This is a genomic window from Arthrobacter sp. 9MFCol3.1 (genome assembly GCF_000620385.1).
In the GTDB taxonomy this organism is placed as follows: Bacteria; Actinomycetota; Actinomycetes; order Actinomycetales; family Micrococcaceae; genus Arthrobacter.
The window spans coordinates 166,042-177,639 of the sequence record NZ_JIBJ01000007.1; the positions used below are offsets into that span (position 1 = coordinate 166,042).

The following is an 11,598-nucleotide window of genomic DNA, read 5'->3' on the forward strand; positions in this document are numbered from 1 at the left end:
TGTGCCTGAAACCACTGCTCCGGGCACTACCGGCCGGTAGCCTGCCTCGCGGCCGCCGGGCGGCGTCCGTCAGTAGTCCGCGTTGCTCGGCACCACGAGGCCGGTCTCGTATGCGTACACCACGGCCTGGACGCGGTCGCGGAGGTGGAGCTTGGTCAGGATCCGGCGCACATGCGTCTTGACGGTGGCCTCGGACAGGAAGTATCGGTGCGCGATTTCGGCATTGGAGAGCCCCTCCGCCATCGCCCCGAGCATCTCGTTTTCGCGGGGTGTCAGGTCCTCCAGCAACGGATCCCGCGCCGGGCGTGCGGGGCTGACGGCGCCCTGGCCGTCGGCTGTCCCTGCAGGATCCATGCCGCCGGCACCGCGGACATAGGTCTCCAGCAGCCGCTGTGTAACGCGCGGTGCCACCACGGCGTCGCCGCTGGCCACCACCCGCACCGCGCTGATCAGTTCCGCCGGCGCCACGTCCTTGAGCAGGAACGCAGAGGCCCCGGCCCGCAGGGCTGCAAAGGCGTATTCATCGAGGTCAAAGGTGGTCAGGATGATGATTTTGGCGTCGGATCCCGAGGCGGCGATGGCCCGGGTGGCCTCGATCCCGTCCAGCACCGGCATCCGCACATCCATCAGGACGACGTCGGGCGCGAGCTCCCGGACGTGGCGGACCGCTTCGGCACCGTTGGATGCCTCGCCCACGATGCTCAAATCGTCCTCACCCTCCAGAATGAGGCGGAAGCCCATCCGAAGCAGCGGCTGGTCATCCACCAGCAGGACGCGTACCGGTCCGTTGTCGGACATTGTTCCCCCTTGATTCCGTGGCATTCCCGCCGTTGCAGTTCAGTTCCGCGTGCACCCGCCAGCCGCGGTCACCGGCGCGCCCGGCGTACACGGTGCCGGCGTAGATCCTGGCCCGCTCCCGCATTCCGGCGATTCCATGCCCGGTGCCGAAGGAGTCCAGAGCGTCCGGCTTTGCCTGCGCGCCGGTCGCGGGCGTGCCGGAGTCAACGGTGCCCCTGCCGTCGTCGAGCACTTCAATGGTGACGCGGGAGCCGTTCCGGACAATGCTGACGTCCACCCGGCTGAGCGCGCGGCCGTAGCGCAGCACGTTGGTCAGCGATTCCTGCACAATTCTGTACACGGTCAGCTGGAAGGCCGCATCGGCCGGCAGGGACGGTCCGGTGTGCGTGTAATGCAGCGGCAGTCCCGCGGTGCGGAAGCCCTCGAGCAGTTTGGCCAGGCTGCCGCCGGCCACCAGCGGCTTGCGCGGGGCATGTCCCGTGGCGGCGTCCTCGCGCAGCACGCCAAGGACGCGCCGCATGTCGGCCAGCGCGGCGCGTCCGGTCCGGGAGAGTTCGGCCAGGACGCCGGCGGCGCGCTCGGGATCCTTCTTGACCACGACGGCGGCGCCGTCCGACAGGCTGATCATGACCGTGAGCGAGTGCGCGACGACGTCGTGCATTTCGCGCGCGATCCGGTTCCGTTCCGTGACCGAGCCCAGCTGCTGGGCCCGGGCGGCCCAGGCCGCAATCTCGTGCTCGTGCTCGCGCCGTTGCCGCACCGAGATCCCGATCCCCGTGGCGATCACATTCGAGAGCGCGATGCCGATGCCCGCCGCGATGCCCGTGAGCAGCTGGAAATTCTCCGGTGTGCGGACCGCCATGTCCGGGAGCCGCCCGTCCAGCGGGCCGACGGCCAGCAGGAGGTACAGGAGCAGAAGCGGGGCCGTGGTCAGGGCCAGGGCGGCCATGGCGAACCGCCGGGTGCGGACGACGGCGACGGCGTACAGCGAAAACCAGAGCCCGGCGGAGACATTGGATCCCCAGGGATGCAGGAGGGTGACCGCCAGTTCCAGGGCCCCCACAACGGCCGCCACCGGGACCGGATACGCCCGCCGGAAGAGCAGGACTGGCGCGGCGGCGGCGAGCAACACGGCCACCGGCCAGTCGCCGTGGATGATCGATTCGACCGCCGTCGGCGTCACCAGGACCAGGTAGCAGAGCACCACCAGGACGTCCATGACCCGCGGGTTGGCCAGCAGGTAGCGCCGGAGCCGGCCGCGGCGGCGGGCCGTGAGTTCAGCGAGGGACGCGTCGGCCGGTCCGGCCGGCGCGTCCCTGACAGGTACCGCATCGATCATGCTCTGAGCCTAGACTCTGGTGCCTGTGGCGCCGGCCTAGACGTCCCGCCTCTTGAGCAGAATGGCGGCCAGGAGCACCGGGATCACAACCCAGGCGCCCAGCACCAGGCCGGCCTGCCAGGCTTCAAGCGTGTCCGGGAGGTGCTCCACCGCGGTCAGCGGCTCCACGGTGTTGCCGGGCAGGTACTTGCGGGCCTCCACGAAGAAGTCGCCCGGGATGAGCTGGAAGGCGATGGGCGCCACGAAGAACAGGCCCACCAGGCTCATGATGCCGCCCGCCGAGTTGCGGATCAGGGTGCCCAGGGACATACCGATCGCCGCGACTGCTGCCACGTAGATGCTGTTGACCATGAGCATCTTCAGCGACTGCGAACTGCCCAGGTCCAGGGCGAGGCCGTAGTTGTCCAGGATGGGCACGGAGACGAACCCGGCGGCCAGGGTGGACGCGGCCGTGACAACGAAGGACGTCACCACCACCACCACGAGCTTGGCCGCGAACGCGGGGATGCGTTTTGGCACTGCCGCGAACGTGGACCGCGCCATGCCGGTGGTGAATTCGGAGCTCATCAGCAGCACGCCGAGGGAGCCCAGGATCAGCTGGGCAAAGGCGATGCCGGAGGTGGGGACGCCGACGGCGAGGTCCCCGCCCTGCGCCGCGATCGTCGCGGCCGCCTGCGGGTCCTGGGCTGCGGCCTCGGAGAACTGGCCCGTCCCCCAGGCCGAAAGCGCCCCGAATCCCACCATGACCACCACTGTGGAGCCAAGCAGGATCAGCGTGGAAAGCAGGGTGCGGAACTTGATGAATTCGGAGTTGAGGACCCGCAGGAAGCTGGGGCCGGGGCCGGAACTGCTGCCGTTTCCGGACCGCTGTGCGTCGGCGCCGCGTCGGGAGGGAGTGGATTCAACGGTTGTGGAGCTCATGGCTTAGTTGCCTCCGGCTTCGACGGGAATGGCGCCCGTGGTGATCAGCGAGTGGTATTCGACCTCATCCTTGGTCAGTTCCATGTAGGCCTCCTCGAGGCTGGCCTGCAGCGGGGTGAGTTCGTAGATCATGACGTGATTCTCCAGCGCCGCAGTGGCGATCTGCCGCGGGTCCAGGCCTGTGACTTCGAGGAGTTCGCGCTCCTGGACCTCCACCGAGACGCCGGTCCCGGCCAGCAGCTGCATGAGCCGGTCCGGCTGGTCGGTGCGGACCCGTGTCCGTCCCTGGCCCTTGCCGGTGATGATCTCCTGGATCGGGGCATCCGCAATGATCCTGCCGCGGCCGATCACGATCAGGTGGTCCGCCGTGACGGCCATCTCGCTCATGAGGTGGCTGGAAAGGAAGACCGTGCGGCCTTCGGAGGCCAGGTACTTCACCAGGTTGCGGACCCACACCACGCCCTCCGGGTCAAGGCCGTTGACGGGCTCGTCCAGGATGACGGTCTGCGGGTCGCCCAGGAGGGCGGCGGCGATGCCCAGCCGCTGGCCCATGCCGAGCGAGAAGCCGCCGACCTTCTTCCTGGCCACCTCGGCCAGTCCGGTCATCTCAATGACTTCGTGGACCCGTTTCTTCGGGATGCTGTGGGTCGCCGCCATGGCCAGGAGGTGGTTGTAGGCGGAGCGGCTCGTGTGGACGGCCTTGGCATCGAGCAGCGCGCCGACGTCGCGCAGCGGGGCGGCGTGTCCGGTCAGCGGGGACCCGTTGACCGTCACTGAGCCCGACGTCGGACGGTCCAGCCCCATGATCATGCGCATGGTGGTGGATTTTCCGGCCCCGTTCGGGCCCAGGAAGCCGGTGACCCTGCCGGCTTCGACGGTGAAGTTGACGCCGGCGACGGCGGTCTTGTCGCCGTAAACCTTGGTCAGGCCTCGTGCTTCGATCATGGAAGCGTTCCTTTGCGTAGCGGGGGATGGTCCGGGGCACCGCAGTCACGGGCCCGTCTGCACACCACGCTACCGAGGCCGGCGGCGTATTTCGCCGGTCTCAGGGATGATTCAGGGGCGAATCAGGGTAGTCCGCGCGGATGACAGGGTTCACTCGAGGGGCGAGTAGTAGGTCAGCGCGCCGGGGCGGACCGTGAATTCGACGCGCCGCACCCCGGGCATGACCTCTCCGTCGACGGCGAGTACCATGGGCCCGTTCCCGGGTTCCACCGTGATCCGGTCCGTTTCGCTCAGATGGGTGATCCCGGACGTGGCCACGGTGCCCGTTAGCACGGCCCAGATCAGCCGCAGCCGGGCGAACGGCTCATCGGCAGTAATCATCCGCAGGTCCAGGACACCGTCCGCCAGCACCGGGCGCACCAACGGCGCGTGGTCGCGCGGGTAATAGCGGCCGCGGCCGATGTACAGGATCCACAGCCGGTGCCGCACGCCGTTGACGATCAGCGTGGTGGGGGTCCCGGCCGCGAAGGTCCGGACCATGGCCACCACTCCGGCCAGGGGTTTACCCAGCGCCGGCTGGAGCTGTTCGCGCCGGCGGACCAGGTTCGGGTAGAGGCCGATGCTGGCCGTGTTGAGCATGATCAGCTCGAGCTGCTCCGGGCTGTCGGGGAGCCCGCGTTCGACACTCACGTGGCCGACGTCGGCCACGGCGGCCTCGCCGCGCGACGCCGCCTGCACGGCATCCGCCAGGGTGGGGGTCCCGGCGTCGCGGGCGAAATGGTTCAGCGTTCCGCCGGGGAGCACCAGCAGCGGGAGGGAACGTTCGACGGCGGCGGCCGCCGCCGCGCCCACTGTCCCGTCGCCGCCCCAGACGCCCAGGGCCGCAATGCCTGGCCGGGTCGCGACGTGGGCGATGCCCGCATCGACGGACTCATCGGGCCCGATTTCCTTTATATACGCTTTGGGGAATACATCTTGCAGGGCGTCGACAGTCTCGTCAGCATAGGACCCGCCGAGGGTGTTGACGGCGATGCCGAGCCCCTGGCCGTCCGGGAGCTCCGCGGCCCGGGCAGCGCTGCGGCGGGTTTCCGGGAACGGCGGCCGGACGGGCCACCACTTCCGCGTCACCATGGCCGCGCCGGCGCCGATCGCGGAACCGAACAGTACATCCGAGGGCCAGTGGGCCCCGGTGTGGACCCGGGAGTAGGCCACCCCCGCCGCGACAGGGGCCAGCGCCGCCCCGAGCGCCGGTCGGACCATGCCGACTCCGAGCGCGAAGGCCACCGCGGAGGCCGAGTGGCCTGACGGCATCGACGAACTCGTCGGCTGCGGGTTCACGAAGCGGAAGACCGGAAGGTGTTCGGGCAGGGGGCGGGTCCGGGGCAGGAGGGTCTTGAACACGAGGTTCGTGACCGCCGAGGCCGCACCCTGCGCGATGAGTCCGTGCACCGCTGCCCGGCGTGTCTTTCCGGGCACCAGGGCCATGGCTCCGGCGACGCCGAACCACAGTTTGCCCTTGTTCGCGGCGGCGGACAGGCGGCGGAAGAACTCGTCATGGCCTCCGCCCGGCAGATTGGAGACGGCGCGCACCAGTTTGCGGTCGAATTTCGACAGGCGGCCGGGGGCCTTCCTCAGCATGGTTCGCATTGGACCACCATACTGCCGGATGCGGCCAGCGGGGGGCCGGGTCCGGCGGGCGCGGCGGGGCAACTGGAAGCTGCCCCGCCGGCACCTACTTCGCGGGCAGGGGCTTCGCGGGCAGGGGCTTCGCGGCTCCGGCGAGCACCAGCGCCACCACAATCGGAATCCCGATCGCCAGCAGGGCGGTCCTGATGCCGGTGACGTCGCCCAGGTAGCCCAACAGGGGCGGCCCGGCGAGGAAGGCGATGTAGCCCAGAGTGGACACCACGGACACCCGGGCGGCCGCCTTCCGGGGGTCGTCCGCCGCGGCGGACATCCCGATCGGGAACGCGAGGGCGGCCCCCACGCCCCAGAGCACGGCGCCGGCGGCGGCCAGCCAGATGGTGCCGGCGAACACGAAGAGGCAGAGCCCAGCGGTGGCCGCGGCCATGCTGGCGCGCAGCACGGCCACGCGTCCGTAGACGTCGATCGCACGGCCACCAAAGAAGCGCATGGCGGTCATGGCCAGCACGAAGGCGGCGAACAGCAGCGCCCCGGTCGATTGTTCGGCGCCCAGGCCGTCAACCGCGGCCTTGGCAATCCAGTCGTTGCCGGCGCCTTCGGTCAGGGTGGCGCCGAGAACGACGACGCCGATCAGCAGCGTGCGCCCGTCCCGCCAGGCCGAACCGGCCTTGCCGCGGTCCGCGTCCCCCGCGGCGGGTGTCTCGGCAGGCAGATGGGGCAGGAAATACCGGGGGGCCACCGTGGTCAGGACGGCGACGACGGCGGCAATGACCAGCAGGTGCTCCGGGAGCCCGACCCCCAGGGTGGACAATCCGGCGCCGATCAGGGCGCCGACGAACGCGCCGCCGCTGAAGGCCGCGTGGAACTGCGGCATGATGGTGCGCCCGAGCCGGTGTTCGACGTCGGCACCTTCAATGTTCTGCGAAACATCCCACAACCCGACGCCGATCCCGAAGAAGAACAGGGCAATGGCAGTCCCCGGGACGGAGGCCGCCATCAGTGACAGCGCGACGCCGACACCGGCCACCGCAGCCACCAGTCCGGCGCTGCGGACGGTGTTGGCGGTGCCAATCCGGCCCACGACAAACCCGGCCGTCGGCAGGGCGATCAGCGAACCGACCGCCAGGCACAGCAGCAGGGTTCCCATCTGGCCCGCGGTGATGTGCAGGATCTCGGTCACGGCGGGGATGCGGGCTGCCCAGCTGGCGAAGACTAATCCGTTGATCCCGAAGACAAGGAAAGTCGCCCCGGTGGCAGCCTTCAGCTGCGGGACGGTTGCGGTACTGGTCATACGATCACTGCTTCCACCGAGTGTTGCGCGAGTTGGTCAAGTTCTTCAGCGCTGAGCTGCCGGTCGGTCACGATGGCATCCACGGCGTCCAGGGATGCGACGAGGGCTACGGCGCTGGCGTTCCATTTGGCACCGGCACAGGCGACGATCACCCGGGCGGCGGATTCCAGGCCGGCGCGCTTGACCGCGGCGTCGTCGAGGTCGTGGGCCAACAGCCCGTCCTTGAGGTTCAGGGCGCACGGCGTGACGACGGCGGTATCGAAGCGCAGCGAGCGGATGTTGGATTCCGTCATGGGCCCGCGGAACGACAGTTCGCCGGGAACGAGGCTGCCGCCGGGCAGCAGGAGCTCGGGGCGGCGGCCGGCCGGACCGTCGTCCGGGGACAGCGCGGTGACGGCCCGCAACGACATCGGCATGATCGTCATCTCCCGCTGGCGCAACAGGCGCGCGATCTCCGTGGCGGTGGTGCCGCTGTCCAGCCAGACGTGTCCGCGGTCCGCGAGCATGGCCGCCACCCCTGCGGCGATCCGCACCTTGGCGGTGTGGTCCTCAAGTTCGCGTTGCCCGTAGTGCGGGTTTTCACCGCCGAAAACCAGGCTCTTGGCGCCGCCGTGGACCCTCCGCAACACGCCGTGCAGGGCCAGTGTGTCGAGGTCACGGCGGATGGTGGCACCCGAGGCGCCGCAGGCGGCCATCAGCTCGTCCACCGTCACATGTTCCCGCTCGCGCAGCATTCCGCCGATCAGGCGGTGCCGCTCATCAGTGCTCATGCTCAAATGCTAGCGGCTTGTGATCATTTAATCATTTATTGCGCAGCCCAAACAGCAACGCGGGGTCACTTAGCGCCCATAACCGCCCCGGAAATGGGCCGTATCTGACCCCGCGTTGCTTAGCGGGCGCGCTCAACGCGCTTTTCGTCCCAGACCGGTTCGGCGGACTCGTAGACCCTGCCGTCGGAGCCGAAGACCAGGAACCGGTCGAAGGTGCGGGCGAACCAGCGGTCGTGGGTGACCGCCAGGACGGTGCCCTCGAAGTGGTCGATCGCGCGTTCCAGGGCCTCGGCCGAGTGCAGGTCCAGGTTGTCCGTGGGCTCGTCGAGCAGCAGCAGCGTGGCGCCGGAGAGCTGCAGCAGCAGGATCTGGAACCGCGCCTGCTGGCCGCCGGAGAGGGATTCGTACTTCTGCTCGGACTGCCCCGCCAGCCCATAGCCGTCCAGCGCCCCGGCGGCGGCTTCGCGGCCCATCCCCGAGCGGTGCTCGTCGCCCCGGTGCAGGATTTCAAGCAGGGTCTTACCCAGCAGGTCGGGCCGGACGTGCGTCTGGGCAAAGAAACCGGGCCGGATCCGGGCGCCGAGTTTCACGGTGCCCTCGTGCGGCACCTCCGCGATCTCGACGTCGGACACCGGCAGGTGCTCCCGCTCGGGATCCGTGCCGCCGGTCGCGAGCAGCCGCAGGAAGTGGCTCTTGCCCGATCCGTTGGAACCAAGGACGCCCACCCGGTCGCCGAACCAGATTTCCGTGGAGAACGGCTTCATCAGGCCGGTCAGTTCCAGCTTCTCGGCCACGACGGCGCGCTTGGCGGTGCGCCCGCCCTTGAGCCGCATCTGCACGTTCTGCTCGATCGGCAGGGCCTCGGGCGGGCCGGCCTCGAGGAACTTCGCGAGCCGGGTCTGCGCCGCGTGATAACGGTTGGCCATGTCGGAACGGAACGCGGCCTTGTTCTTGTACATGTTGACGAGTTCCTTGAGCTTGACGTGCTCCTCGTCCCAGCGCTTGCGCAGCTCCTCGAAGCGCGCGTTCCGGTCGGCCCGGGCGTCCACGTAGGAGCCGAAGCCGCCGCCGTGGATCCAGGCGCCGGCGCCGTTGATGCCCGGTTCCAGCGTGACGATGCGGCCCGCTGCGTTGTTGAGCAGTTCGCGGTCGTGGCTGATGAAGAACACGGTCTTCTTCGAGTCGTTCAGTTTGGCCTCGAGCCAGCGCTTGCCCGGAACATCGAGGTAGTTGTCCGGCTCGTCGAGGAGCAGCAGTTCGTCGGGGCCGGCGAAAAGGGCCTCGAGGACCAGACGCTTCTGCTCGCCGCCGGAGAGGCTCGACGCCGGACGGTGCTGTGCCCGGTCGAACGGCAGGCCGAGGGCGGCCATGCAGACCTCGTCCCAGACGGTTTCGACGTCGTAGCCGCCGGCGTCCCCCCAGTCCACAATCGCCTGGGCATAGGCCATCTGGGTGGGCTCGTCGTCGTGCTCCAGCATGGCGAGCTCTGCCTCGTCGACGGTACGCGCGGCGGCGGCAAGGGCGGGCGGGGCGGCGGAGACCAGCAGGTCACGGACCGTGGAATCGTCCCGGACCTGGCCCACGAACTGGCGCATGATCCCCATGTTGCCGGAGCGGCCGATCACGCCTTCGTCCGGGACGAGGTCCCCGGAAATGATCCGGAACAGCGTGGTCTTGCCGGTCCCGTTGGGCCCGATCAGCGCGGTCTTGGTGCCGTCCGGGACCTTGAAGGTCACCCCGTTGAGCAGCTGGGTGCCGTCGGAGAGGAAGTAGTCGATGCCGGATACGTCAATATGAGCCACGCGTTCAATCTTCCCACGGCCGGGAAAGCGTCCGCTCAGCCGGCCCGGGTGAGGAACTCCTTGAGCAGCGGCCCGGAGGTGGTGGCCCCGAGTCCGCCGTCCTCGACGAACACGGCGACGGCGAGGTCACCGTGCACGGCCACGATCCAGGCGTGCGTCTTGGGCGGGGTGTCGTTGCCGAACTCGGCCGTTCCGGTCTTCGCGCCGACCGGCTCGCCCGGGACGGAGGCCAGGAACCCGGCGTGCCCGCTGGTGACGACCGCCCGCATCATGTCAGCCAGCGCCGCGGCTTCCGCTGCAGTAACCGGCTTTTCGGCGGCCGCGGCCGGTGCTGGGGCGGACGGCGTCGCCGTGTCCGCCGTTGCGTCACCGGAGGGCGGGGTAGCGGGCGACGCGCCGGTTGTACCCGTGCCCGTGGGGGCGGCGCCCTCGGCGTCCGGGGAACTGACGCCCTCGTTCGGATTCAACACCAGCTGGGCAGCCACCGGGGCTCCCTTGGCCACCGAGCCGGCCATGACGGCGGCGGCCAGGGGGGACAGGAGCACTTTGCCCTGGCCGATCATGGAGGCGGCATGTTCGGTTCCTTCGGCATCCCCGGGGACGGAGCCGAGGAATGCGGCCGCGCCGAGCGCGGGTGCTTCAACTGCCACGCCCAGCGAGGTCGCGGCGGATTCGAGCTGTGCCTGGCTGACGGTGTCGCGGGCGTTGATGAATGCTGTGTTGCAGGAGTGCGCAAAGGCGTCGCGCAGCGTCACGGAGCCCAGGGAGGACTCAGGGTATCCCTCGGCGTTCTTGAAGGTGCGGCCGTCCACCGTCAGGGTGGCCGGGCAGTCCACCTTGGAGTCGGGCGTCATGCCGTTGCGGAACATGGCCAGGGAATCGACCATCTTGAAGATCGAACCGGGGGCATACTGTCCCAGCATCGCGGTGTCGTAGCCGTTGCTGCCCGGCCCGGAGGCGGCCGCCAGGACGGCGCCACTGGAGGGCCGGAGCGCCACAATGGCCGACGCCGGGCCGACCTTTCCGAGGACGTCTTCCGCGAGCTGCTGCAGCTTCGGGTCCAAGGTGGTTTTCAGCGGGGTGCCTTCTTGTATTTCAGTCTGGAAAAGTACGCGACGTCCCTCATTGGGCAAAGCCTGCTTTTCGGCGTCGGTGAGGCCTGCCTTCCCGGCGAGGACCTGGATGCCGTCGCTGCCGCGAAGCTGCGCGTCGTATTGCTGTTGGAGACCACCGGTGCCCGTGGTGTCCCCGGCCTTGAGTGCCCCATTCGATTTCTCGATCTGTTCCGCATTCGCCTCCGCGGCCGTACCCAGCAGGGCGCGGGCGAAGGTGCGGTTTGGTGCCAGCGGAAGGGAGTCCTGGATGGCACGGGCGCCGGGAATCTCGCCGATCTGGGCGTCGGTGATGGTCCGGCCTTCTTCGCGCAAAGTGATGGCGGCAACGAACGCCTCGGGTCCGGCCGCCGCGACCTGCTGGCCGTACGCCGCAGGGTCGACCCCCACGAGTTGGGCAAGCTTGGTGGCGGAGTCGGCGGGGTCTGCGCCGCCGAGTGTGGGCTTGTCGATGCCAACATTGACCACGGGCCGGTACGTGACCAGCGGGACCCCTCCGGCGCCCAGGATGTCGGCACGCGACGGGGAATGGGTTGCCGAGCTGACGAGCTCGCCTTCGGCCAGTTCGGGGACCAACGTGGCCGGGTTCCAGACCGTCAGCCACTTGTCGCCGGACTTCTTGAACTCGGCGAAGGTGGTGTACTTCCACTCTTCGGAGCCGATCTTCCAGCTGTAGTTGAGCGGGACCGTGGCCTTGTCGGACTCCAGCGTCAGTTGGCCGCTTTCCACTGCGGGCCGGGCCGGGTCGAGCCCTTTGAATATTTCCTTGAGCTGGTCGTTGGCGGCGCCGGAGTCTTTGCCCTCAAAGGCGACGGATCCAACGTCGAGCGCGGACACCGCGGAGGCGAGCTGTTTGGCAGCGCTTTCGGCGCCGGCACGTCCGTCGCTGCAGGCGACCAGCGAGCCGCCAAGAACCAGGCCCACGAGGGCCAGTGCAAGTCTTGATGAGTTCCCCATGGCGCCCATTATGCCCCGG

9 protein-coding genes are annotated in these 11,598 nt (G+C 69.2%); all 9 read right to left on the minus strand.

Annotation, left to right across the window (positions count from 1 at the left end; all coding sequences use genetic code 11):
• Positions 1–69 precede the first annotated feature (69 nt).
• Positions 70–798 (minus strand): response regulator, encoded by a 729-nt coding sequence (locus C560_RS0109295; protein ID WP_026538004.1) that lies wholly within the window; start codon positions 796–798, stop codon positions 70–72.
• The gene (locus tag C560_RS21475; protein ID WP_051533067.1) at positions 758–2,137 is read right to left on the minus strand and encodes a sensor histidine kinase; all 1,380 of its coding nucleotides are present in this window, start codon (positions 2,135–2,137) and stop codon (positions 758–760) included. The genes C560_RS0109295 and C560_RS21475 overlap by 41 nt, the downstream gene beginning before the upstream one ends.
• Positions 2,138–2,173: 36 nt before the next feature.
• Complete coding sequence (locus tag C560_RS0109305) at positions 2,174–3,058, minus strand: ABC transporter permease (RefSeq protein WP_026538005.1); 885 nt, start codon at positions 3,056–3,058, stop codon at positions 2,174–2,176.
• Positions 3,059–3,061: 3 nt separating this feature from the next.
• A complete protein-coding gene (locus tag C560_RS0109310; RefSeq protein WP_026538006.1) occupies positions 3,062–4,003 on the minus strand; it encodes an ABC transporter ATP-binding protein in 942 nt (313 codons plus the stop codon).
• 150 nt (positions 4,004–4,153) lie between these two features.
• Positions 4,154–5,650, minus strand: a complete 1,497-nt coding sequence (locus C560_RS0109315) for a bifunctional phosphatase PAP2/diacylglycerol kinase family protein (RefSeq protein WP_026538007.1) — start codon at positions 5,648–5,650, stop codon at positions 4,154–4,156.
• An 85-nt stretch (positions 5,651–5,735) separates the two neighbouring features.
• Positions 5,736–6,938 (minus strand): MFS transporter, encoded by a 1,203-nt coding sequence (locus tag C560_RS0109320; protein WP_026538008.1) that lies wholly within the window; start codon positions 6,936–6,938, stop codon positions 5,736–5,738.
• On the minus strand, positions 6,935–7,708 hold the full coding sequence (locus C560_RS0109325; RefSeq protein WP_026538009.1) for a DeoR/GlpR family DNA-binding transcription regulator: 774 nt from the start codon (positions 7,706–7,708) through the stop codon (positions 6,935–6,937). Before C560_RS0109325 ends, C560_RS0109320 begins: the two co-directional genes overlap by 4 nt.
• A gap of 119 nt (positions 7,709–7,827) precedes the next feature.
• On the minus strand, positions 7,828–9,510 hold the full coding sequence (locus C560_RS0109330; protein ID WP_018775317.1) for an ABC-F family ATP-binding cassette domain-containing protein: 1,683 nt from the start codon (positions 9,508–9,510) through the stop codon (positions 7,828–7,830).
• 35 nt (positions 9,511–9,545) lie between these two features.
• Positions 9,546–11,579 (minus strand): penicillin-binding transpeptidase domain-containing protein, encoded by a 2,034-nt coding sequence (locus C560_RS0109335; RefSeq protein WP_026538010.1) that lies wholly within the window; start codon positions 11,577–11,579, stop codon positions 9,546–9,548.
• Positions 11,580–11,598: the final 19 nt, after the last annotated feature.

Bases quoted from the DNA above. Each gene is read 5' to 3' on its own strand.
- C560_RS0109325 (WP_026538009.1), bottom strand. From the start codon at position 7,708: ATGAGCACTGATGAGCGGCACCGCCTGATCGGCGGAATGCTGCGCGAG.
- C560_RS21475 (WP_051533067.1), bottom strand. From the start codon at position 2,137: ATGATCGATGCGGTACCTGTCAGGGACGCGCCGGCCGGACCGGCCGAC.
- C560_RS0109315 (WP_026538007.1), bottom strand. From the start codon at position 5,650: ATGCGAACCATGCTGAGGAAGGCCCCCGGCCGCCTGTCGAAATTCGAC.
- C560_RS0109305 (WP_026538005.1), bottom strand. From the start codon at position 3,058: ATGAGCTCCACAACCGTTGAATCCACTCCCTCCCGACGCGGCGCCGAC.
- C560_RS0109335 (WP_026538010.1), bottom strand. From the start codon at position 11,579: ATGGGGAACTCATCAAGACTTGCACTGGCCCTCGTGGGCCTGGTTCTT.
- C560_RS0109295 (WP_026538004.1), bottom strand. From the start codon at position 798: ATGTCCGACAACGGACCGGTACGCGTCCTGCTGGTGGATGACCAGCCG.
- C560_RS0109310 (WP_026538006.1), bottom strand. From the start codon at position 4,003: ATGATCGAAGCACGAGGCCTGACCAAGGTTTACGGCGACAAGACCGCC.
- C560_RS0109320 (WP_026538008.1), bottom strand. From the start codon at position 6,938: ATGACCAGTACCGCAACCGTCCCGCAGCTGAAGGCTGCCACCGGGGCG.